Below are 23578 nucleotides of genomic sequence, written 5' to 3'. Positions count from 1 at the left end.
ATTTTTTTGAGATTAACAGGTTTAGAAGTTCAAAACTTGATTTAGAAGTTCAAAACTTGATTTAGAAGTTCAAAACTTGATTTAGAAGTTCAAAACTTAATTTAGAAGTTCAAAACTTAATTTAGAAGTTCAAAACTTAATTTAGAAGTTCAAAACTTAATTTAGAAGTTCAAAACTTGATTTAGATTCAGTTGCGATCGCATTATCGATGGCAGAAATTTATCGCGGTGTTGTTTTTGAGTAAATCAGCTTTGTGACGATGTATGCTTTGGGAGGGATGATACTAAACAAAGGTTCCGCTATCATAATCTGTTATACAAATTCACGCTACGCCATATTTCGTATATTGACGCTGGTAAAATGGCTGTAGTCCCAAAACTATATCCTCTTTAGGTACTCCCATCTCAGTCAACTCTTCCGCAATTTGGATATCCGTCATATTACGTTGAATCCATATCTTTTCATCTTTGATATCAAGATGTATCACACAATTATAAACTCGGTCATATCCATCCCAACCAATCTCTAAAATCTGATAATGATCTCGTGTAGTATCGAATATCAGTTGGATTTCAACATCTTCCTCTGAAAGTTTCTAACTGCCATACTTCGTTAGTAACTTCTGAATATATTCACGATATTAGTCTAGCTTTGCCATTGCACAATCACCTCAACCTTTGGATAGTAAACTATTAACTTAACTTGATACTCTTGTACTGAAGTTTGGGCAAAGTGCCGACTAATTGCGTCTGATATTTGAGGTGTTTGAAATACTGGTTAAAAGATACACTCTCTTTTAGCACAGGTGCATCTTTGGGGACATTGGCTGGTGTTGGAACTTCAGCCGTTGCCTCATCACTATTTGTGCCAGCAAGTATTTGGACAACTGTCCAAGGTTTTTTTGGAATATCAACGGGTATAGTTGTCGGTGCATCAACATACTCATTACTAACGCTTGCTGCTCCTGTTAGACTGGGAGTACTGGCAACTATCGGAATTTACGGCGGTTTGATGAACTGGAGCAATAAAGAAGAAGCTGCTAAGACAAGTAAGTTTTTATCAGAGATTATTATTGCTGCGTTACCGATGGCTTGGATAGATGGTGAATTAGCTGAACAAGAGAAAGATACGGTAGATAGGTTGATAACTACCTCCGGTATCAGAGAGAAAGAGCAATCTCTGATTTGGAAAGCTATAGAAGAACGCAAAACTTTTGACCAAATTATACAAACAAGTATTCTTTTCGATAATGAACATCGAGAAAAAACTTGTACCCAAAGCAATAACGAGCGGCTCAAGCATCGTCTAATATTGTGTACAGCTTGGGAAATTGCCATTGCTGATGGAAAAATTCAGGGGTCAGAATTGCAACTTCATAACCGTATGGCAGATAAGCTAGCTATTTCTCGTGACGAGGTAAAGGAAATTCGTCGAGTCCTCAACCTTAAACACGAGCGGGAACTTTTAGAAGTGGCAGAAGTATTAGAAGCAAATGGTTCAAAGACCAAGTTATTAAGAAGTGTTCGTGAACAATATCGCCTGCGACCATCTGTAGATAATCTTTAGTCATATAATCCCTGCATGACTTCGTTTCTCTTGTATATGGATGCTGTGTAACTGGCAAAAGTCACCAACATTGAATGTGTATAAAACTCTTTGCAGTTCAGTTGCTAAAGTCAGTTGTTCCTTATCGCTATAACTGAGTGTTTCAACCTCACCAACACTTGTAACATCTACTCCTCTTGCTCTCAATGCTTTGATAAATCGCTGATCCATTGAGTCTTCATCAATAAATAATCGAATTTGACTCATCTTGCTTGCCCCATTTCTATCGCTAATCGCTGGTAATCTGCTTTTTCAACATAAATATACGCCTCAATTTCTTCTCGATTAGCGTGATAATAAGTTAAAGCAGCATAAACCTGTACAAGATTTAGATTTCCCATAGGTTCAGCAATTTCTTCTGCATTCAGCCCAAGTTTGTACTAAGCTGTGATGCGTTGAACAGAAACTCTAGTACCAGCAATACGGGGACGACCCCCTAGAGTTTCAGGTGACTTAACAATCAGTGTTCCAATGTCAGTAGCCGACATAAATATCTTAATGGGTTTCTTTTGAGAATTTATCACCCATAAATCATAGCAAATTATATAAAATCGGTACTATTTATTAGCAAATTCAACTGAGTTTATAAAGTAACTCCATCTTTAACTTATCAATTTCAAGCTTCAACTGTTCATTCTCCATCTTCAACTTAGCATTCTCTTCCCTAATCAACTCAACTTCATTCCTCTTACTCAAAGCTTGATTAATTGCCAACTTCCGCATATCCAGCGAAAACCAACGCTGATAAGTTTGGGTATGAACTTGCACACTATGCCCCAAATTATCCGCCGCCGCTTTAATTGGGATTCGCAAAATATGCGCCCGAATTGCCCAAGCGTGACGTAAATCATAGGGTTTAAAATCCAATCCTATCTTACGAAACCACCAACTAACCCGCTGTGTTAACGCTGTTATCTCAGCATGATTAGTGTTATCTTTTTTAGCGATCGCACTCCCCAACATCTCTAAATATTTAGGGTTTTTCAAATCAAAATCATCAATCCATTGTCTATATAATGGTAATGCTTGTCTTTCCCCAGTCTTACAATCCTTATGGACTTTCCATGTCAAATCTAAATTTTCTTTACTCAACCACCAAGCTATATCAGGATTAATAAAAAGTTCCCGTGGACGTAAACCAAAAACTGCTAACATTCCATACGTCCATCGCCAAAGTTGCCAACTATCTTGAACATTTTGATTAACTTGATTACCTCTTTTATTAAGGTAAGCTTCAAACTTAATAAAACCCTCATATATTTCCGCATCATTCGGTATATTTCGGGAATTATTCTCAGGCATTTTGGAATATTTAGATAAATCAATTTCGATGTTGAATGTCAGGCAAAATGCAGCTATTGCTCTAGCTGCATTATACTTAGCCCATTCTTTATCGATTTGTTCAATTGAACTAAGCAAATTTTCAGCGATCGCTAAATCTTTTGCATTAGTGAATCGCTTGGTTCTGGAGAAATAATAAAAAAAAGTATGTTCGCTTTTAGTAGTTCGTTTGTGGGTTTTAAAATACTCTTCTTCAAATTGTTCGAGTAATTCTCCTATGGTTTGAACATCTTTTTTAATTGCCTCATTACCTAAATATTTATCATTCCATTCAAAAGTTTTACGAGCGATTAACTTCCCCAATTCATAGGCTTCTTCTTCAGCCGTCTTGAGTCCATCCAAGTTAGCGGGAATATTCAAACTGAGATTGTATTGCTTTCTCCCAGTACCATTACTATCTTTGTCTCCCGGTTTAATTGGTAACGTCGCCCGTAATTGCAGACTTCCATTTGATTCTCTAATTGTCACCTTTGCCTTTGCAGACTTTAAACGCAGATTAATTTTCTCTAATTCTAGTAGTACTTTCGTTCTCATGTGTTCTTTTTGCTGCTGTGCTTGCAGAGATGAGCAAAAAAACGGGCGATTTTTTAATCGCCTTGGCTCAGGACAACATTTAGATGATGCGTGATATGATGTCCGCTTGATTGCTTATTAAACCCGAAGAACCAAAGTTATGCTTTGTCTCCCCTTGTCTCCCCTCCCCGTAAGCGGGGAGGGGTTGGGGGTGGGGTTCTTTTATTATGGGTAATCTGGCGGACATGATATGAGTCCTGAACCTAATTATGCTGTGTTTTTAGCCTATATTTAGTCTAAAAATAAATGTGCTATCAGCGAACAATGTTTATCGCTCACATTGCTTACTGCAAACATTAGACTGTTCAAAATAATTTAACCACAAAAAGGATTACTCCGGCCCTTATCACGGTTATGACGGCTTCGCCATCTTCGCACGAGATATGGACTTGGCACTCAACAGCCCAACCTGGTCATTAATTGGCGCTCCTTGGAATGAAAAAGCTCAGGCTAAGAAGGCTGAAGCTAAGGCTAAGAAGGCTGCGGTTTAGGGAAATGGGAGAGAGAGATAAGTAAGGATAACCTGGGGCAAAAACCTCAGGGGGGAGTTGGGAATCCAAAATTCAAAACTGAAAAATTAAAAATTTCTTTTGATTTTTGCATTTTGAATTTTGAATCATATTCCCAATTCCCTTGTACAGACGCGATTAATCGCCTCTCTACCGGATTAATCGCCTCTCTCCCGCCTCAAATCCTCATTCCTCGATTAGTAAAGAATTCAGTAAGCTTGGAGATCCAAAAATGCCTCAGAATCCCGAAAAAATTCAAGACCACGTAGAGTTATTCCACCAACCTGAGTACCAACAGCTATTTCAAAACAAAAAGCAGTTTGAAAACGGTCACGAAGCCGAAGAAGTACAACGGGTTGCAGAGTGGACAAAGGGTTGGGATTATCGTGAAAAGAACTTCGCTCGTGAAGCTTTAACCGTTAACCCTGCTAAAGGCTGCCAACCATTAGGAGCAATCTTTGCTGCTGTTGGTTTTGAAGGTACTCTACCTTTTGTTCAAGGTTCTCAAGGTTGCGTTTCTTACTTCCGCAGCCACTTAACCCGTCACTACAAAGAACCATTCTCTGGTGTATCTTCTTCAATGACTGAAGATGCAGCCGTGTTTGGTGGTCTGCAAAACATGATTGACGGCTTGGCGAACTCCTACCAACTCTACAAGCCCAAGATGATCGCTGTCTGCACCACCTGTATGGCAGAAGTAATTGGTGATGACTTGCAGTCTTACATCAACAACGCCAAAGAAGCTGGTTCAGTTCCTCAAGATTTCCCAGTACCCTACGCTCACACCCCTAGCTTTGTCGGCTCCCACATCACTGGTTACGACAACATGATGAAGGGAATTCTTTCTAACCTGACAGCAGGACATAAGAAAGAAACCAGCAATGGTAAGATCAACTTCATCCCAGGTTTTGACACCTACGTAGGCAACAACCGCGAAATCAAGCGGATCGCTTCCTTGTTTGGCTTTGACTACACCATTCTAGCCGACAACAGCGACTACCTGGATTCACCAAACACAGGTGAGTTCGATATGTATCCAGGTGGTACAAAGCTAGAAGATGCAGCAGATTCAATTAATGCTAAAGCAACGATCGCTCTGCAAGCACACTCAACCCTCAAAACCCGCGAGTACATTGAAAAAGAGTGGAAGCAACCAACCTCAGTTTGCCGTCCTTGGGGTATTAAGGGTACTGATGAGTTATTGATGAAACTCAGCGAACTGAGTGGTATACCTATTCCCGAAGAATTGGAAATTGAACGCGGCCGGGCAGTTGATGCCATGACTGACTCCCACTCATGGATTCACGGCAAGCGCTTCGCTATCTACGGCGAACCAGATTTAGTATACAGCGTAGTTGGCTTTATGCTAGAAATGGGTGCTGAACCTGTGCATATCTTGGTTCATAACAGCAACGAAGTATTTGAAGCAGAAATGAAAGAACTGCTTGCTTCTAGCCCATTCGGTAAGAATGCAACTCTTTGGCCTGGTAAAGACCTGTGGCATATGCGTTCTTTGATGTTCACCGAACCCGTAGATTTCCTTGTTGGTAACACCTACGGTAAATACCTGTGGCGCGACACTAAGACTCCCTTAGTGAGAATTGGCTATCCCATCATGGATCGTCACCACTTACACCGCTACACCACTATTGGTTATCAAGGTGTGATCAACTTGCTCAACTGGGTTGTAAATACCCTGTTTGAAGAAATCGATCGCAACACCAACATTCCTTCTAAGACAGATATTTCTTACGACTTGATTCGTTAGAAATTGCGTAGAAACACAACGTGTTAATTAAAGGGTAAAGAAGGGGAGTAGGGAGTGGGTACAGACGCGATTAATCGCGTCTGTACGGGAATAGGGAAATATCCAAACCCAATGCCCAATGCCCAATCCCGAATGCCCAATCACGCCAGTTCGCTCAACGGGGGGAACCCCCGCACGCGACTGGCTCCCCAACTTCCCTTTTTCTTTCTAGCATTTACCTGAGGTATTAAATAGATGGAAACCATCAATCATACTCACGAACACACTCACGCTCACCCTAATTACCATCCACCTAACCAGAAAAAACCAGGGTGGTTCAACAATCTTCTTAATCCGTTGCGCCGTGTAGTGGATGGAATTCAGGTTAAAAATAATCGCATCGCTCATTTAATTTGCCAAACAATTCCTTGTTGTTGTCCCTTTGAGCAACAAATTAAATTATTTGGGCGGTCTATTGATATCCCAGCATTGTGTAAACTCAATCCTTTATATGACGAATTTGTAGGATTGCGTTTTCGGGCTTTATCTTACCTCGCTGATGTCTGTGGAGAGGATGTCACAAAATACATTTGTTAGTCATTAGTCATTGGTCATTAGTCATTAGAGACGCGATTAATCGCGTCTGTACAATGGTCATTAGTTATTCAAATGACAAAGGACTAATTAACAATTCAGTACGATAAGAGAGATGAAAATCACCCAAGGCAAAATCAACGAGCTGCTGACTGAGACAGGATGCGAGCATAATCAGCACAAACAAACGGAAAAGAAAAACAAGTCATGCGCTCAACAGGCACAACCTGGCGCGGCTCAAGGGGGCTGTGCCTTTGATGGTGCAATGATTGCCTTAGTGCCGATCGCAGATGCAGCGCATCTAGTCCACGGCCCGATCGCCTGTGCTGGTAATTCCTGGGGCAGTCGTGGTAGTCTTTCCTCTGGCCCTCAACTCTACAAAATGGGCTTTACGACTGACTTGGGTGAAAATGATGTCATCTTCGGTGGCGAAAAGAAGCTTTACAAAGCGATTCTGGAACTCAAAGAGCGCTACCAACCCTCAGCAGTATTCGTCTACGCCACTTGTGTTACAGCCTTAATTGGCGATGATATCGATGCTGTCTGCAAAGCGGCATCTGAGAAAATTGGTACTCCTGTTATTCCCGTTATTGCCCCAGGATTCATTGGCAGTAAAAATCTGGGCAACCGTTTTGGCGGTGAAGCTTTATTGGAATATGTTGTCGGCACAGCAGAACCGGAACATACAACGCCCTATGATATTAACTTAATCGGTGAATACAATATCGCCGGTGAAATGTGGGGAGTAACACCACTGTTAGAAAAGTTAGGCATCCGTATTTTATCCAAAATTACGGGCGATGCTCGCTACAATGAAATTCGCTACGCCCACCGTGCCAAGCTCAACGTGATGATCTGCTCACGAGCGCTGGTCAATATGGCGAGAAAGATGGAGGAGCGTTACAATATCCCCTACATTGAAGAGTCTTTCTACGGCATCGATGATATGAATCGTTGTCTACGAAATATCGCTGCTAAATTAGGTGATCCTGATTTACAGGAGCGCACAGAAAAGCTAATTGCAGAAGAAACGGCTGCTTTAGATTTGGCACTAGCTCCTTATCGCGCTCGACTCAAAGGTAAGCGAGTTGTTTTGTATACTGGTGGTGTCAAGAGTTGGTCAATTATCTCGGCTGCTAGAGACTTGGGCATTGAAGTTGTTGCTACCAGTACTCGGAAAAGTACTGAGGAAGATAAAGCCAAAATCAAGAAGTTGCTCGGCAACGATGGCATTATGTTGGAGAAGGGCAACGCTAAGGAATTGCTACAAGTGGTTAAAGACACTGGCGCAGATATGCTGATTGCTGGTGGACGTAACCAATACACCGCTTTGAAAGCTAGAATTCCTTTCCTTGATATCAACCAAGAACGCCACCATCCCTATGCAGGTTATGTGGGAATGGTTGAGATGGCGCGGGAATTGTACGAAGCTCTGTATAGCCCGATTTGGGAACAAATACGCAAACCCGCTCCTTGGGACGAGGAGGTAGTTTAATGGTGGCTGTACTCTCGTTCCCAGCCTGAGTCTGGGAACGCATTCCTGAAGGCTCTGCCTTCTTTTTAAAGCAGATGAGGCAAAGCCTCACTGTCAGCATTCCCTGGCTTTGCCAGGGAACGAGAAACGAGAAAGTGTGCCCTGTGGAATGAGGAGATAGTTTAATGGCGATCGTCACCATTTCTAATAAAGCACTGACAGTTAATCCTCTCAAACAAAGTCAAGCTTTGGGTGCAACCTTAGCATTTTTGGGATTGAAAGGGACGATGCCCTTATTCCACGGTTCTCAAGGTTGTACTGCTTTCGCTAAAGTTGTCCTAGTGCGGCATTTCCGGGAAGCGATTCCCCTGGCTACCACAGCAATGACGGAAGTCACTACCATTTTGGGTGGTGAAGAGAATGTGGAGCAAGCAATTCTCACCTTGGTAGAAAAGGCTAACCCGGAAATTATTGGTTTATGTAGCACTGGGTTGACGGAAACTAGAGGAGATGACATTGAGGGTTTTCTTAAGGCAATCCGCGATCGCCATCCTGAATTGAATGATTTAGCGATCGTTTTTGCACCTACCCCAGATTTTAAAGGTGCGTTGGAAGATGGCTTTGCTGTTGCTGTGGAAAGCATAGTTAAGGAAATTCCTCAACCAGGGGGAATCATATCTGAACAAGTGACGGTTTTGGCTGGTTCTGCCTTCACACCAGGGGATGTACAAGAAATCAAAGAGATAGTCACCTCCTTCGGACTGGTGCCTATTTTTGTACCTGACCTTGGCGCTTCTCTAGATGGACATTTAGAGGATAATTATAGTGCGGTTACAGTTAGTGGGACTACCTTAAAACAGCTACGAGAAGTAGGTAGTTCTGCTTTTACCTTGGCATTGGGTGAAAGTATGCGCGGTGCTGCAAAGATTCTGGAAGAACGCTTTGGCACACCTTATGAGGTGTTTGGCGAACTGACTGGATTAGAACCAGTAGATGAATTTATCCAAGCATTGGCAATTCTGAGCAGTAACAGCGTACCCGAAAAATATCGCCGCCAACGCCGTCAGTTGCAAGATGCGATGTTGGACACTCACTTTTACTTCGGTGCAAAACGAGTTTCCCTAGCGCTAGAACCAGATTTGCTGTGGTCAATAGTGCATTTTTTGCAATCGATGGGAGCGCAAATTCATGGGGCGGTGACAACCACGCGATCGCACCTCTTAGAAAAGCTCCCGGTTAAAAACGTCACAATCGGCGATTTGGAAGACTTTGAGAGCCTAGTAGATGGTTCTGATTTGCTGATTGGTAACTCCAATGTTAGTGCGATCGCAAAACGGCTCTCAATTCCTCTTTATCGTCTAGGACTGCCCATTTATGACCGCTTAGGTAATGGTCAATTTACCAAAGTTGGCTATCGAGGCACGATGGAACTTGTGTATGACATCGGCAACCTGTTTTTAGAGCAAGAAGAAGCGAGAGTTAAGCAGTTCCAAGAGTTAGGTATTGTGAGCGCAGGGTTTTGAATTAACACTTGAAAATTTAAAACAGTTCAGTTAAAAGTCGATCCTCCCTAACCCTCCTTAAAAAGGAGGGAATTAAAAAGAGAGAATTAAGCCCTCTTTAAAAAAGAAAGAATTTAGCCCCCCTTAAAAAGGGGGGTTGGGGGGATCTTCTGAGGCTAAATATCACCAACTGAACCGTACTGCTTCAAAATTCAAAACTTTAGAGAGGAGAATTACGATGAAGATTGCCTTTACGACAAGTGACGGAGTTCATATTAATACTCACTTTGGAGGGTCAGAGCGAATCGATGTTTATGAAATTTCAGATGAAGGATATCAATTTGTAGAAAGTATCAAATTTAATTATGAAATCCAAGAAGAGAATAATGAGAGTAAACTGGCACCAAAAATTGAAGCATTAACTGACTGCACAATTATTTATGTTGTGGCAATTGGTGGAAGTGCTGCGGCTCGTTTAATCAAGAAAGGTGTCACTCCAGTGAAGGCGCGATCGCAAGAAGAAGAAATTAGTGGAATGCTAGCCAAGCTAGTAAAAACCCTCAAAGGTAATCCTCCACCTTGGTTGCGTAAAGCTTTACAGCAAAAGCCCACAAACTTTGCAGATGAAGTTGAAAATGAAGCAACGGTATGACCACAAATAATAGTGTTAACGGAACGGCTACAACTGAAGTCTTGAACTCACCTTTTCTTAAGGTATTAATTAAACAAATCCGTGGTCAAGACAGTTATGGATTTTATCGTAATTGGTCTGATGAGTTGATTCTAAAACCCTTTATTGTCACTAAACAAAAGAAGCGGGAAATCTCCGTTGAGGCCGAAGTTGATCCGGTAACTCAAGCTCGAATTATGGCATTTTTTCGAGCTGTAGCTGCTGGGATTGAACAGGAAACAGGTTTGATATCCCAGGTTGTGGTTGATTTAAGCCATGAAGGATTTGGCTGGGCGCTAGTTTTTTCTGGCCGTCTTTTGCTAGCTGTGAAAACCTTACGAGATGCTCATCGCTTTGGCTTTGACTCGCTGGATAAATTAGCAGAAGAAGGAGAAAACCACGTCAAAAAAGGCATTGATTTGGCGAAGCGCTTTCCTGAAGTTGGCAATATTTAACAAGTTAGGAGTTAGGAGTGAGGAGTTAAGTTAGCTTTTAACTGATCATTCATGATTCAAATCTCCTAATTTATAACTCATAACTCATAACTTCTGACTCCTAACTTAAAAATAAGGAGTGGCTGATTGTGCAAGCAGAAGAAATAAGTATTGAGGAACTACAAGGACAAATCAGACGCCTGAACAGCAAAGCGGGTCAAATGAAAATGGATCTGCATGATTTAGCTGAAGGTCTGCCAACAGATTACAAACAACTAATGGATGTTGCAGCCGCAACTTATGAAATTTATCACCAGTTAGATGAACTTAAGCAACATCTGAAAAAATTGGAGAATGCTAAATGACTGGAACTATTGATCAATTCAAGCAGCTAGTAGATGCCGAAGAATTTTTTCAATTCTTTAATATGTCCTACGATTTAGAAGTTGTAAATGTAAATCGTCTACATATTCTCAAAAAGTTTTCTCAATACCTGAAAGAAATTGATGATAATTCTCCTGACTTGAGTCAAGAAGAGAAATTAAATCAATATTCTTTGGCTTTGCAAAAAGCCTATCAGGTATTCATCGAATCAACACCCCACGAACAAAAGCTGTTCAAAGTGTTTAACGATAAGCCGAAAAATGTAGTCACACTGACAGAAATCACTTCTGATTAGGAGGTATAAATTGGTTAACCTGATGCCTACCGAATTAGAACGCTATCGTCGCCAAATGATGCTTCCGAATTTTGGCGAAACAGCACAGAAGCGCCTGAAGTCAGCGACAGTTCTGGTTACAGGTGTGGGGGGATTAGGCGGTACGGCGGCGCTTTACCTAGCAGTAGCAGGCGTTGGGCGGCTAATCTTAGTCCGGGGTGGTGACTTGCGGCTAGATGATATGAATCGTCAGGTTCTCATGACTGATGATTGGGTAGGTAAGCCAAGGGTATTCAAAGCTAAAGAAACTCTGGACGCGATTAATCCTGACGTCCAAGTGGAAACTGTTCATGATTACATCACCCCGGAAAATGTAGATTCGTTAGTGCAGTCTGCTGATATGGCTCTTGATTGTGCCCACAACTTTACAGAGCGCAATTTGTTAAATGAAGCCTGTGTGCGCTGGCGTAAGCCAATGGTGGAAGCCGCAATGGACGGGATGGAGGCTTACCTGACGACGATTATTCCTGGTGTGACTCCTTGTTTGTCTTGTCTGTTTCCCGAAAAGCCTGATTGGGATCGGCGCGCTTTTTCAGTTCTAGGCGCTGTCTCTGGGACACTAGCTTGTCTAACGGCTTTGGAAGCGATCAAGCTAATTACCGGGTTTAGTCAGCCTTTATTATCGCAATTGCTGACAATTGACCTGAATCGGATGGAATTTGCAAAACGCCGTTCTCACCGCGATCGCTCTTGTCCAGTATGCGGTAATAATGCGCCTTGGAGACACGCGCAATCCAATTCGATGGAACCCACGGGTATTGCACAAAATAGTTGATTTTCGTCAGGAGTCATTAGTGAATAACCAAGGACAACTGACAACCCCACCTGAAATCAGAACAACTAATCGCGACAAATCAGGAGACCTGATGACCGTTACTTTATCAGAAAAAGCAGAATTTCATCTGCGGACATTGCTCGGAGGTTCCGCACCCGACGCTAATGGCGCAACTAAAGGTATCCGCATCTCTGTAAAAGATGGTGGTTGCAGTGGCCATGAATATGCAATGGATATCACCAGCAAGCCCCAACCAGATGATTTGGTAACCCAGCAAGGCAAAGTGCTGGTTTACGTTGATGCCAAAAGTGCGCCGTTATTAGAAGAAATTGTGGTTGACTTCGTTGAGGGAGTGGTGGAAAGCGGTTTTAAGTTCACCAACCCCAATGCAACTGATAAATGCGGTGGTTGTGGAAAGTCCCTCAAAGCAGGCGACAGTAAGCCTACTGGTGTACCTTGCAGCTAACGGAATGATGTTAGCTCTAAGTCTAGTCTGATTGTAGACACTTCCCATAGACGCGGTAAGCGAAGCGCTTATCGCCCTGCCTTGAGGTCGCTTCTTGTTGGCGTTGCATCCCTTAAGCCTATGAGAAACTACGCTTTAGCTAGTTTCTCCCTAACTAGAAGGGAAGCAAAGAATAGGATAGGTTGCTCAAAAAGTTCGGAAATTAGACCAACTGTATAACGTTTGAGGAGAATCAGAAAATGGCTTCCTATCAAGTTAGATTAATCAACAAAAAAGAAGACATCGACACCACAATTGAAGTTGATGAAGAGACTACCATTTTAGATGCAGCAGAAGAAAATGGTATTGAGTTGCCAGCCTCTTGTCAAGCAGGTTCTTGCTCTAGCTGTGTTGGCAAGGTTGTTGAAGGTGAAATTAATCAAGAAGATCAAAACTTCCTAGATGACGAACAGATTTCTAAAGGATTCGCTCTACTTTGTGTCACTTATCCTCGTTCTAATTGCACAATTAAGACACATCAAGAAGCGTATCTCGTCTAAAGTATTACTTTGGTAGCTGCTTTTGGCGACCAAATAAAAGATGAAGGATGAAGAATGAAAATATACCTCATTCTTCCCTTCAGAATTCCTAATTTATCACCTCAATGTTTACCCGCTTTAGTGTGACTGCCTGTTCATTACAATTATTGAAAACGGGAGAACGAGGAATCGTCACTTTCGGCAAAAATCAGGATGAAACAATCTTGAGAAAACTGAGATTAATGGGCGTAACACCAGGAATTAGTATCACTTTAGAACAACACTTTCCCTCATTAATTATTAAATTAGAAAATACATCTTTAGCACTAGATATAGAAAGTATTCGTGCTATTTATGTCCGCATTATTGTTCTAAGGAACGTGGATTAAATAAAATGCAAAACCTCATCCAGTCTCACGATACCTCTCCTTTATAAGGAGAGGTATTGAGGGTGAGGTAAGCCAGGGACTTAACAATTCAAAAATAAATTGTATGTTATTTAATTCTTATCACTAAGCACTTCTCAAAGCTACAATCGGGTCGAGTTTAGCAGCGCGACGTGCGGGAACGACGCCAAAGAATAAACCAATACCAGCAGAGACACTAACTGCCATACTAATCGCTACAGGAGAAAGACTTGCTTCTAAAGGAGTCAAGGCTCCCACTAATAGGATGCCACTAACACCAACCGCAGTCCCAACTAAACCGCCAGCTGCGGAAACAATCACTGCTTCAATGATGAACTGTAGCAAAATATCTTGCTCAGTTGCCCCGATCGCTTTTCTCAATCCGATTTCTTGAGTGCGTTCGGTGACGGAGACAAGCATAATATTCATAATGCCAATGCCGCCGACAAACAGCGATATTCCGGCGATCGCTGCTAACATAATTGTCAATGCGCCTGTAATTTGACCGACAGTTTGCAAAGCATCCTTTTGAGAGCGAAGAGTAAAGTCATCTTCACCATTAATTTTGTGCCGTAGACGCAACAAATTAGTAATTTGAAATTCTGCTGCATCCACACTCTCGGAATCACGAGCGGCAGCGACGAGATAATCTAAGGCGATACCATAGGGAGAATTCTTTCCCACAAGTCGGTTTGCGGAAGTCGTAATCGGTATTAAAGCAGCATTATCATAATCTGCTCCCACGCTGGAACCTTTGGCTGTTAATGTCCCAATCACTTGAAAGCTGGTATTTCCAAGTCGCAATTGCTGACCGACAGCGTTACTATTACCGAATAGTTTTTCTGCCAAGTCTGCACCTAGCACAACAACTTGGTTACTTCGCTTGATGTCTATCTCAGAGAAAAACCTGCCTCTAGCAGTTTCAAAATCCCGCACCGACAGGAAACTGGGAGTTGTGCCAATTATGTTGATATTGGTGTTTTTGTTGCGGTATGTAACTACCTGTCTTCCATTTAATTCTGGCGCAACTCCTACTACTGTTGGTACCTGAGAGGCGATCGCATCGGCATCTTGCAATACCAGAGTTTTTGGCACTTCAAGCTTGATACGCTGAGTTTCTTGATTACCTGGAATCACAAACAGCACATTTGGCCCTAATGACTCCAGCTGTTTATTCACGTACTTTTGTCCACTTTCGCCAATACCAATCATGCCAATTACTGAGGCGTTACCAATAACTATACCCAGCATGGTGAGGGCACTACGCAGCTTATTTGATAGCAGGGTTTTACCCGCCATTTGGACACTTTCTAAAAAATTCATGTCTTAATAATTACGAATTAGGAATTATTCTTTTGTTGTTTTGCCTTTTCGATTTTGTAGTCTTTGGGTGGATTCACAAAAATGCGATCGCCTTCTTTAACTCCCTCTAAAATCTGAGTTTGCTCTTGAATTTGCGCCCCAATTGTAACTTCGCGGAATTGGGGTTTATTCTTTGCATCTGGTACAAGTACGCCAGTTTTACCCTTTTCGGTGACGATTGACACTGTTGGTAATACTAAGGCATTATTGACGCGATCGCCCAAAAAAGTCAGATCCACATTTAAGCCAGAACGCAGTTTATCTATGCCAGTATCGAGAGCAACCCGCACCTGGAAGGATGTCACACCTTGTTCCAACACTGCTTCTGGAGCAATCAGGCGCACATGACTTTTAAAAACTTGATCGGGATAGGCATCGGCGACAATTTCCACCTGCTGTCCCGGTTTAATTCTGCTAAGATCCGCTTCCGGAACTTGAGCTAATATTTCTAAACCGCGTGCTACAGCGACAATTGAACTGGAGGTTGCTGAGGCACTAGTAGAAGCAGAAGTTGTGGGTGTGACAAACGCACCTGGTTCGGCATACTTTTGCGTCACAATTCCCGAAAGAGGAGCGCGAATAATTGTATCTTCCAACTGCACTTGCACACCCTTCAATTGAGCCTCAGCAGAGGCAACAGCTGCTTGACGCTGGACAATTTCCTCAGAACGGGTGCCATCTTCCAAGAGTACCAATGCTGCCCGTGCTTCATTCACAGCTGCTTGGCGTTGATCGATTTCCTCAGTCCGAGTGCCACTTTGGACTAACGAAAAGCGTTTTTTAGCTTCTTCTAAATTGGCTCTAGCACTTTTGTCGTCGCTGATAGCTTGATCGAGTAATTGTTTTGTCTCTGCTCCCTCTTTATATAGGTATTGATAACGCTTTACCTGTTGACTTGCGTAATTCACCTTTGCTTGAGCCGCATCCACTTGGGATTGAGATTGAGCAACCTCTTGGGGACGATTACCAGCACGGGCTGCGGCTAACTGGGCTTGAGATTGTGCTAATCGCGCCCTAGCTTGAGCAATTTCTTGAGGACGACTACCAGCAACGGCTTCGGCTAGTTGTGCTTGACTTTGGGCTAAGTTAGCACGGTACTGGCTCCTTTGGGCTTCAATGCCGGCACTATCCATGCGGGCGAGAATTTGCCCTCGTTGAATGCGATCGCCTTGTTCCACATATAATTGCGACAGCACTCCGGGGTTCTTCGGACTAATATTTACACTCTGAACTGGCACGACTTTGCCACTAGCTGTAATCCGCAAAGTCACGTTTTGCGCTGCCACTGGCACAGTTAATTGAGCAATGTCTTCTTTTCTCCCTTGATTTACCAGGGTGTAGGCTGTGACTGTACCAACAACCAAGGCACCCCCTGCTATCAGCCCCATCAGCCAGCGTAATGGATACTTAATTTTGCCTATAACAGGAATTTCTATGTGCGTAGCCATATCTATAAGCCTATGAATATTGTTTTATGCGAGTAGTCCTCAGCTAGAGGGCAAGTGCAGGAATAAGGTTTTTTTCAAACTTTTGGATTAAATTTTTATTAGTAAACTCACAACTACACGCATAATTAGCTTCATAGTTGCTTAATCTTCCTTCATAATAAGCATTAAATATCTGTATGTCTTCACCTAAATGGGTGACTTTAGCCACTGCTGTACTGTACCGGGAGTTTGCCTACCTTGGGAGAAGTTGAGAATTCTGCTGAATGATGAATTTAAAGTAAGGCTGGCTATTTAGAGCGTTTTTCAGGTAAATGAGGTATACAGGTAGGGGCACAACAATCTGTACAGAGGCGCTTGTTGCAATCTGCTGTATGTTAATAGCTGTTGCATTAAGTCGCGTTTTTGTTGTTTGTAAGCTGCGAGTTGTTTTTCAAGAATAAATATTTCGCTATCAACTATAGGATTACTATTTGATTTTTGAACGAAATTAGGTATTGTAGAGTGTGTTAGAACGGAGTTCGTAACGCACTATTATCACGGGTTTGATGCCGTACTCTCCTTGCTAACACATTCTACGCATATTTTCAGAAATCAAACCGGATTCCTATAGTAAGTAAGTGGGTCAAATTAAATATAAAACCTCACCCTGCCTCCGGCTTCCCTCTGGGATACTTTGGAGAGGGATTGAGGGTGAGGTTTGATATAAATATTTAATTACGCCTACCTACTTACCGTGTGGCGTAAATACACATACCATTTTTAAGTCTTCCCAGCAGCCAAATTTTCATAGCTTTTAATGGTCTGCTTATTTACGCCGTGCTGTACTAGTGTAAAACTAGTTGATCCCGGCGAAAACTTTCCAGCACACCTGACTGTACTTGATTCGTAATCAGGGAAACAAATTTGTCAAGGTCGAATGGTTTAAGTAGATATTCTTCAAACTCTACCTCTGGAATTTGGTCATGAGTACCTTTGGTAGATGTTGAAGTCACAATGATTGGAATATGCTTGCCATTGTCTGCTTCCATGGCACTCAATGTATTTAGCAATGTATAAATACTTTCACCTAAGAACCTAATTTCACAGACGAGGATGTTGGGCGTGAAAGAACTCAGGATTTCTAAAGCTTCTTTTATAGAACCAGTAGTGATCACATCTGCACTTAGGTCTTTGAGTAATAACGCGTACAAATCTCTACTATCGCGATCGTTATCTACAACGAGTACTTGTACACCTTTGAGTATCCCAACTCTCAAGCAAAAGTCATTGATTAAATTCATAATAAGACCTGCGATTAGGGCTTTAAGTGCAAAGTGGGCTAAAAAATCCGTAGTTTAAGGGGACGAGACAACCAGATAGGTCAAATAAAAAGTGCAGAGAACCACTAGATGGCTACAATTACTCGGTTCTGTTGCTGTACTATGAGTGGGTGTTGTTTGAGTTCTCAGAAGAAATCACCTAGTTGGATTTTTCTCAATTCCTAGTGCCTTAAAGCTCTGTGTTAACTCCTGCCAGAGTCCCTCAATCTCCTCGTAGGACTCTTGGGGAGAAAGTTTTCCTCTACTCTGTAGATTGCAGATGTAACAGACCCTTTGAGAAAATTCCTGAAGATTAGCATTAAATACAAGATTCTGGGGTGTGAATTCACCCAGGTATTGATAGCGCTGATAGAGGAAATTATTTTTATCAACCTGATTGTAGTCATCCATATAAAAACCCTGGTAACGAAAATCCAGATTTTTGACAGTAGGTTGGCGGATTCCCCTTAGATATAGTAACCCAAGTTGATTTCAAAGGCGCTAAATAACCAAGTTGTAGAATCAAAAGTCGGAGAGAATCACTTGAATAGTTCTATTTTTCTACTATAAACTTGGTGTTGTTTGATTTGGTGAGTGAGTTGATTAACTACGACACAAAATTTAGTCAAAATCATTTTTGCAATCCAAACCTCTTTGATAAATTAACTAAAATAATTATTGCCATTCCCTATCCTCAAGTTCCTTTATCGGCAACAATAAGGTGGCTTCAATTTCATGTCTGATAGCAGCCGTCACTTCCGAATTGCTATGTAGGCAATCGAGTAGTAGCTGATTGGCATCGTAGTAGCGTTGCAGTACTTGCTGTTGTTCAGGGCTAAACTGCCACTCATGGTTAATATTGCGATAATTATTCACCGTTATCTTTAATTGTTCAGCCCAAGCTGAATAGTTCGTCTGCCCCCATCGCCCAAACCGTTCTTCACTTTGACGAGAATTTGGCAATTGGTCAGAGAGTTGTTGCAAGGATTTATAGAGTCCAACATCCAGAACAATGCCCAGAATGTTGCTCATAGCTTCTCCACAGGCGTGGATGTGGGCAAAGTCCTGGTTCCCATCAATTGCACACTCTAGTATCAGGTTATCTAATGCTACATCCAGAAACATCCCTTGGTCAAGGCTGCTGGCTAGGGCAAAGTGAGAAGCTATGTGAGGAGTCCGACTCAAGGCAAGGTAAAATGCTCGAACTGTCGCATCTTTTGTTTGGGTGGTAATAGTGCGAGATTTTTGGCTAGCCCACGTCAAAAATTCTTGTAAATAAGGGTCTTGAGCAACCAGTGTATCAATCTGTTGCTTCATCAACAGTACCAGCTCGTCTGCACTCCGAAGCATGGTAGCCGTTAACAAGAAGATTTCGCGCCAGTGCGGGTCAGTGATATGACTGACCAGCCCTCTCAGAGCTTGCTCAAATGCCTGTAGGTTATGGCTGGCAACGATTTTTCTCGCAGTTAAATATTCTTGAAACGCCAGATAGGAGAAGGAGAAAATTCCCCGCGCCCGTTCTGCCAGTAGCCCATGTTGAGCCTCGATTGCCTTCAGCGCCGCTTCGCTTTCTATTTGCAATTCCTCTACATCCATTGGTACGTCGGTCAGGTTCTGAATATAGTCACCAATGTATTGCTCAACGATGCGCTGCTCAAAAAAGTACTGACCTTGCTCAAATGTCGCTGCTGCAATCTGACTCAATAACTTGAGCTTTTGTGGTAATAAAAAGCCTCGGTAAACTTCATCTCGTTCAATGCCTCTGGCTTCATCCCATTTGCCTAACACAAGGTCTAGACCTTGTTTATAAAAGTCAGTCCGCTTAGTCGGAAATTTTTCTTGACCGTGAAACACCCAGCAGGCAAGATGCAGAAATAGGGGTGTGACGACGAGTTGGCGAAATTCCCAGTTTTCATCTAACTCCAATTTCTGAATAAACTGAACGGACTGCGCCAGACCATCTTGAGTGTTGGTTTTGGTAAAGGCCACAAACCATTTTTGAGCGAAGGCTCGGATTTGTTCTAAGGTAAATGGGGCAATCTCAACATCGGTAAAGCCTCGGAGTCTGAACTTTTGAACTGCTGTTCGACAGGTGGCCACCAACTGATTTTTGTGATACTTCTCTGAAAATCTCCGAATTTCGCTTAAGACAGCATTGCTTTGTTGGTTAAGAACTTCATCCATGCCATCAAGCAACAGTAACACTCTGCCTGCACTAAGCAAGGTTTCGATGACTGATGGCTCGGAAATTTTAGATGTGTGAAACTCCTGGCGGATGTACTTTAATAGGCTGAACTCGTTGGTGACTTTAGACTCTTGGGCAAAGTTTCTTAGTGTGATGAAGATAGGAACTTGATTCGCCGCAAATGCGCCTTGGTTACACTGAATGGCGAGATGTTGCAAAAAGGTGGTTTTACCTATCCCTGGTTTGCCTAGCACCCTGAGCTTGGAGTATGTTTCAACTGCCTGTGTACCAGGTATCTGGTTCTGGTGAGCCTCACCTAAGCCAAAACGGTCAAATTCTTTGGGATCAATTTTTTGCAGTTTCGTGATTTCTAAGTACTGAAGACTTGCAATCTCCTCCAAAATATTCACATCTATATATATATTATCGATCGCAACCGGACGGTTGATATCCAATAATTGTAAAATACCACACTGATCTTGAATTTTGTCGAAGCGTTGCGATCGCACTTTTTGCACTAATGTATCAATATCCAGGACAGAGGGCTGGGTGTATTCTCCTCGTTCAGCGAATTCTGCCGGCGGATTGGTAGCAATCTCGCGCCAATTCAGTGACAACACCGAACAAATTTCAATAAAAGTATGACGCTCAACCGGACGACCACTGAAAAACCGCCAAATTGGTTGTCTAGTCTTGAGGTTAACTTCAAGAGCTAGATTATCTTGTGTCCAGCCTTTGCGAGCAAATGCTCTTTTAGCCTCTTGAATGCCAGTGAGTGATATCTGGAGCGATCGCTTGACCATAGGACAAAAACCCTGCTCCTCAAATCATGAACTTAGACTTTCATTAATCTCTGTAATTTTATTGCTTTTTTTGCGATCGCACCATTTTACACATTTAAAATTATACAAGTTGGCAGACTATACTCTCAATTTTTTCAACTTTTGTAACTAAATCAAACTTTATACCCCTATATTATACATATCAAGCTTTGGCAAGACTTCAAAAAGTTTTGGTAATATAGGTTTTGCTTCATCCTGAAAAATCGTTAGGATCTCAGGCTGACATTGCTTCACTAATGCAATGATGTCTCTGGCTTCTTCCTGATATAAGTCTTCGACGTAGCCACTTCTAGAAAGTTGTGCCTCTTTTTCACTATCAAAAGGGCCAAAGTAATAAGTACAACGCGGAACAGTAGTGTTAATTTCTACCCACCAGGCAAACTCTGGCTGATTAGATTGAAATAAATTCATGAAACCTACCAATAATTAATTAAACTTGATTAAATAAATTTTTGCTCACAGATTAAAGTACAGTCCGATATCAAGACATTCTTTATTTTTGCGGGTGTCATTTCCTGAACTGGCATTTCCTGATAGCAGTAACTACAGCGCCAGTAAACTGCTCCCGAACGGACGTGACGGAGTAAAGAATTTGAACAGCAAAGACAAGTATATTTTCCCTTCATAGATTAACTGATTTCTGTAGATATATGATCTTAGCTGCAACCAATAATCAAATTTTCTTGACTCGTTAATGAATGTTTCATTTTCAAAGCCTAAATTGTTAAAACAGACCTAATTGCCCACTATCAGATTGGCAGCCTTAATTGCATCCTCTAAGGTGTCAACAGATCCAGCGTTAACGGCAGTATCTAGTAATATCAGCCATTTATTTCACTTGGTTGTGTGTAATTTGGGAATTATTTTTAGTATGACATGCTAGTGTTAGAAATCATGTTTGAGCAAGCGTTTGAGTAGCGTATAAGTTGTATAATCTGAGCTAGAAAAATTAAATAATTTAGAATACAGCAGAATTTAGCAGTTGGAAATGGCAGGGTCTTTTCATACGAAGAAAAAAAAATATATAAGTCTTGATTCTCGTTTTGTGACATGGCTTTTTACCCCGCTTCCATTCCTCTCCCCGTTGGCGTCAGCCTGCCGTTAGGCAAGGGTCGAGAGACTTTGATATCATGTCCGCTTACTTATTAAACCCGAAGAACCCCAAAGAGCCAAAGCTATGCTTCGTCTCCCCTCCCGAAGAGCGGGGAGGGGATTAAGGGGTGGGGTTCTTAATTTTTGATTTATGCAAGAAGTCTATTGTCAGGGCACAACATTGTTGTGCCCCTACCTGTGTACCTCATTTACCTGAAAAACGCTGTATTAGCCCTGCAATTGATTGCAAGGCTAATATAGTAAAGGTTTTAATTATTTCACTTTTTCAAAACTACATGGAAGGAATTTAAATACCCCGTAATAGTTCTAGCTAATGTTTTCTGCTGTTTTTTTGTAGTTATTGCCATTACTTGATACAATCGTCCTTCAGCAACATACATTCTACTTTTAGTGATTTTACCTCCAGAATTGATGTACTCAATTTCTTTGCCAGGATGATTATTGGAACTACGAATATTTCGTTGACTAATTAAATGACTTTTCGTAGTCTTTAAAGCCATATCCCGCGCATTATTAAGTACAGCTTGGGGGTCAGCCATTTGACCGTAACTATAAGGAAAATCATTGTAAGTAACTAGATATGCTACTTGCTGTTTTGGTGGTTGAGCAACAAATATTTCTAAGTTAATTTTCCCCATGTAAGTTTTTTGGGATTGGGTATTTCTGTTGGGGCTTCCCGGCATCAAAACAGTAAAGCGCCCATCTGGAGCGGTGAATAATTTCCATTTTGGCTGTGCGGGTTGAGAAACGGTTGGTTTGACAACAGCCTTTGGAGGTTTGGATTGACGCGCTTCCACCACAAAACTCCCACCACAGACAAAAGTAGCGGCGATTAATGGCAGCAGAGTTTTAATTGTCATATTTTTGACTTTTCGAGATGCTGATCTCACTGATGATGCTAGCTGTTATAACCTAACAGCACATAAAGCAGCACCAATTAGCCCCACTTGGGAGTTGAGGATAATATACACGGGTATATCTTCGAGCAGGGGGCGCATCCTACCTTTTTGGGTGAAATTTAATAAGAAACCACTGTTTTGGATTAACGGCAGGATTTTGGGTGCAATTCCACCAGCGATGTATAAGCCACCGTAAGGTAGGAGTTTCAGGGCCAGATTCCCGGCTTCTGCACCATAAGCCTCTATAAATAATTGCAAAGTTTGTTCACAGAGGCGATCGCGTTTTTGGAGTGCAGCGGTACCAATGACAGCACCGGGATCAACGCTTTTCTCTTCCTGTCCCGCTTCTTGTTCCCAAGTTCTGACGATTTTGGCAATATCTGGTGATTCAGTGGCAAATTTGCGATCGCGCAAAAATTGGTAAATTGCTACAATTCCCATTCCAGAAACCACTCGTTCTACAGAAACGCGCTGGATATCATGTTTATCCAGCAGGTATTTCAACAATTGAAACTCTAACTCGGTTCGGGGAGCAAAGTCAGTGTGTCCACCTTCTGAGGGAAAGACTTGATAGTAGTTTCCCTGTTTAATTAAAAATCCTTGTCCTAAGCCAGTACCAGCACCAATAATGGCAACGGGGGCATCGTCTGCGGATTTGCCAACTTGCAACGTCAGCAAGTCGTCTTTTTCTAAACCTGAAATGCCATAGCCAACGGCGGCGAAGTCGTTAATCAAAGAAACGTGCGGGATACCCAATTCTTGTTCTAGACGTTCGGTATCCAAGAACCAAGCCAAATTGGTTAGCTTGGCTGTATTTTCGACAACCGGACCTGCGATCGCAAAACAAGCCTTATGTGGTATTGGTGTATTAGCTTTAACCAAAAACTCCTGCACAATTGGTACTAAATCGGGAAAATCGCCACTGTGGAAACTTTCCTGATAAATAGTATGTAAACTTGTTGAGTCTGATGTTTCAACCAATTGCAGAATAGTTTTCGTACCGCCGATGTCCCCTGCTAGTAATAAAGTCATAGAACTTATTGGTGAATTAATTACTTTTTTTGTAGGATATACCCAAAATAGGGAAATCTATGATTG

26 protein-coding genes and 3 pseudogenes are annotated in these 23578 nt (G+C 42.0%); 15 read left to right on the top strand and 14 right to left on the bottom strand.

What is annotated here, in order from left to right:
• Window positions 1–322: 322 nt before the first annotated feature.
• A pseudogene (locus tag V7K31_RS12950) lies at window positions 323–628 on the bottom strand (XisI protein).
• Between the two features lie 137 nt (window positions 629–765).
• On the opposite strand from V7K31_RS12950, the gene V7K31_RS12945 reads away from it, so the two are divergent.
• Window positions 766–1566, top strand: coding sequence for a tellurite resistance TerB family protein (locus tag V7K31_RS12945; RefSeq protein WP_335094738.1), 801 nt, complete (start codon window positions 766–768; stop codon window positions 1564–1566).
• Here V7K31_RS12945 and V7K31_RS12940 read toward each other — a convergent pair whose 3' ends face one another.
• From V7K31_RS12940 to V7K31_RS12925, 4 genes and pseudogenes are all read right to left on the bottom strand, one after another.
• Window positions 1567–1812: a DUF5615 family PIN-like protein gene (locus V7K31_RS12940; protein WP_335094737.1), complete on the bottom strand. Its 246-nt coding sequence runs from the start codon at window positions 1810–1812 to the stop codon at window positions 1567–1569.
• A complete protein-coding gene (locus tag V7K31_RS12935; RefSeq protein WP_335094736.1) occupies window positions 1809–1946 on the bottom strand; it encodes a hypothetical protein in 138 nt (45 codons plus the stop codon). The genes V7K31_RS12940 and V7K31_RS12935 overlap by 4 nt, the downstream gene beginning before the upstream one ends.
• Before the next feature lie 39 nt (window positions 1947–1985).
• Window positions 1986–2093: a DUF433 domain-containing protein gene (locus tag V7K31_RS12930; RefSeq protein WP_335094735.1), complete on the bottom strand. Its 108-nt coding sequence runs from the start codon at window positions 2091–2093 to the stop codon at window positions 1986–1988.
• An 85-nt stretch (window positions 2094–2178) separates the two neighbouring features.
• A pseudogene (locus V7K31_RS12925) lies at window positions 2179–3522 on the bottom strand (site-specific integrase); the annotation flags it as partial.
• 317 nt (window positions 3523–3839) lie between these two features.
• Here V7K31_RS12925 and V7K31_RS31870 point away from each other — a divergent pair.
• The 14 genes and pseudogenes from V7K31_RS31870 to V7K31_RS12855 form a co-directional block, all read left to right on the top strand.
• A pseudogene (locus V7K31_RS31870) lies at window positions 3840–4010 on the top strand (nitrogenase molybdenum-iron protein alpha chain); the annotation flags it as partial.
• A 250-nt stretch (window positions 4011–4260) separates the two neighbouring features.
• Entirely contained in the window at window positions 4261–5796 is a 1536-nt protein-coding gene (gene nifK / locus V7K31_RS12915; RefSeq protein WP_335094733.1) for a nitrogenase molybdenum-iron protein subunit beta, read from the top strand.
• Between the two features lie 54 nt (window positions 5797–5850).
• Complete coding sequence (locus V7K31_RS12910; protein WP_335094732.1) at window positions 5851–6018, top strand: hypothetical protein; 168 nt, start codon at window positions 5851–5853, stop codon at window positions 6016–6018.
• A gap of 12 nt (window positions 6019–6030) precedes the next feature.
• Complete coding sequence (locus tag V7K31_RS12905; protein WP_335094731.1) at window positions 6031–6372, top strand: Mo-dependent nitrogenase C-terminal domain-containing protein; 342 nt, start codon at window positions 6031–6033, stop codon at window positions 6370–6372.
• Between the two features lie 112 nt (window positions 6373–6484).
• The gene (gene nifE / locus V7K31_RS12900) at window positions 6485–7864 is read left to right on the top strand and encodes a nitrogenase iron-molybdenum cofactor biosynthesis protein NifE (protein WP_335094730.1); all 1380 of its coding nucleotides are present in this window, start codon (window positions 6485–6487) and stop codon (window positions 7862–7864) included.
• Window positions 7865–8028: 164 nt separating this feature from the next.
• Window positions 8029–9366: a nitrogenase iron-molybdenum cofactor biosynthesis protein NifN gene (gene nifN, locus V7K31_RS12895; RefSeq protein WP_335094729.1), complete on the top strand. Its 1338-nt coding sequence runs from the start codon at window positions 8029–8031 to the stop codon at window positions 9364–9366.
• A 217-nt stretch (window positions 9367–9583) separates the two neighbouring features.
• Window positions 9584–9997, top strand: a complete 414-nt coding sequence (nifX, locus tag V7K31_RS12890) for a nitrogen fixation protein NifX (RefSeq protein ID WP_335094728.1) — start codon at window positions 9584–9586, stop codon at window positions 9995–9997.
• Window positions 9994–10470 (top strand): NifX-associated nitrogen fixation protein, encoded by a 477-nt coding sequence (locus tag V7K31_RS12885; protein WP_335094727.1) that lies wholly within the window; start codon window positions 9994–9996, stop codon window positions 10468–10470. Before nifX ends, V7K31_RS12885 begins: the two co-directional genes overlap by 4 nt.
• Window positions 10471–10598: 128 nt before the next feature.
• Entirely contained in the window at window positions 10599–10814 is a 216-nt protein-coding gene (locus V7K31_RS12880) for a CCE_0567 family metalloprotein (protein WP_335094726.1), read from the top strand.
• Window positions 10811–11128, top strand: a complete 318-nt coding sequence (nifW, locus tag V7K31_RS12875; protein WP_335094725.1) for a nitrogenase-stabilizing/protective protein NifW — start codon at window positions 10811–10813, stop codon at window positions 11126–11128. The genes V7K31_RS12880 and nifW overlap by 4 nt, the downstream gene beginning before the upstream one ends.
• Before the next feature lie 10 nt (window positions 11129–11138).
• Window positions 11139–11942, top strand: a complete 804-nt coding sequence (locus V7K31_RS12870) for a HesA/MoeB/ThiF family protein (protein ID WP_334827837.1) — start codon at window positions 11139–11141, stop codon at window positions 11940–11942.
• Window positions 11943–12033: 91 nt separating this feature from the next.
• Window positions 12034–12408, top strand: coding sequence for an iron-sulfur cluster assembly accessory protein (locus V7K31_RS12865; protein WP_335094752.1), 375 nt, complete (start codon window positions 12034–12036; stop codon window positions 12406–12408).
• A 239-nt stretch (window positions 12409–12647) separates the two neighbouring features.
• Window positions 12648–12947, top strand: coding sequence for a 2Fe-2S iron-sulfur cluster-binding protein (locus V7K31_RS12860; protein ID WP_335094724.1), 300 nt, complete (start codon window positions 12648–12650; stop codon window positions 12945–12947).
• Between the two features lie 104 nt (window positions 12948–13051).
• A complete protein-coding gene (locus V7K31_RS12855; protein WP_335094723.1) occupies window positions 13052–13315 on the top strand; it encodes a FeoA family protein in 264 nt (87 codons plus the stop codon).
• Between the two features lie 123 nt (window positions 13316–13438).
• On the opposite strand, the gene V7K31_RS12850 is transcribed toward V7K31_RS12855, so the two are convergent.
• The 9 genes from V7K31_RS12850 to V7K31_RS12810 form a co-directional block, all read right to left on the bottom strand.
• Entirely contained in the window at window positions 13439–14656 is a 1218-nt protein-coding gene (locus tag V7K31_RS12850; RefSeq protein WP_335094722.1) for an ABC transporter permease, read from the bottom strand.
• Window positions 14657–14673: 17 nt separating this feature from the next.
• A complete protein-coding gene (locus V7K31_RS12845) occupies window positions 14674–16143 on the bottom strand; it encodes an efflux RND transporter periplasmic adaptor subunit (RefSeq protein WP_335094721.1) in 1470 nt (489 codons plus the stop codon).
• Between the two features lie 43 nt (window positions 16144–16186).
• Window positions 16187–16351, bottom strand: a complete 165-nt coding sequence (locus V7K31_RS12840) for a hypothetical protein (protein ID WP_335094720.1) — start codon at window positions 16349–16351, stop codon at window positions 16187–16189.
• A 616-nt stretch (window positions 16352–16967) separates the two neighbouring features.
• Complete coding sequence (locus V7K31_RS12835) at window positions 16968–17423, bottom strand: response regulator (protein WP_335094719.1); 456 nt, start codon at window positions 17421–17423, stop codon at window positions 16968–16970.
• A 174-nt stretch (window positions 17424–17597) separates the two neighbouring features.
• Window positions 17598–17852, bottom strand: a complete 255-nt coding sequence (locus tag V7K31_RS12830) for a DUF7219 family protein (protein WP_335094718.1) — start codon at window positions 17850–17852, stop codon at window positions 17598–17600.
• Window positions 17853–18116: 264 nt separating this feature from the next.
• Window positions 18117–20429, bottom strand: a complete 2313-nt coding sequence (locus tag V7K31_RS12825; protein WP_335094717.1) for an NACHT domain-containing protein — start codon at window positions 20427–20429, stop codon at window positions 18117–18119.
• 159 nt (window positions 20430–20588) lie between these two features.
• Window positions 20589–20879 (bottom strand): DUF1816 domain-containing protein, encoded by a 291-nt coding sequence (locus tag V7K31_RS12820; protein ID WP_335094716.1) that lies wholly within the window; start codon window positions 20877–20879, stop codon window positions 20589–20591.
• Between the two features lie 959 nt (window positions 20880–21838).
• Window positions 21839–22441, bottom strand: coding sequence for a hypothetical protein (locus tag V7K31_RS12815; protein ID WP_335094715.1), 603 nt, complete (start codon window positions 22439–22441; stop codon window positions 21839–21841).
• Window positions 22442–22486: 45 nt separating this feature from the next.
• Window positions 22487–23512, bottom strand: coding sequence for a glucokinase (locus tag V7K31_RS12810; protein ID WP_335094714.1), 1026 nt, complete (start codon window positions 23510–23512; stop codon window positions 22487–22489).
• Window positions 23513–23578 lie beyond the last annotated feature (66 nt).

This window comes from Nostoc sp., from assembly GCF_036917675.1.
Lineage (GTDB): Bacteria > Cyanobacteriota > Cyanobacteriia > Cyanobacteriales > Nostocaceae > Nostoc.
This window is presented reverse-complemented; position numbering and strand designations above follow the sequence as displayed.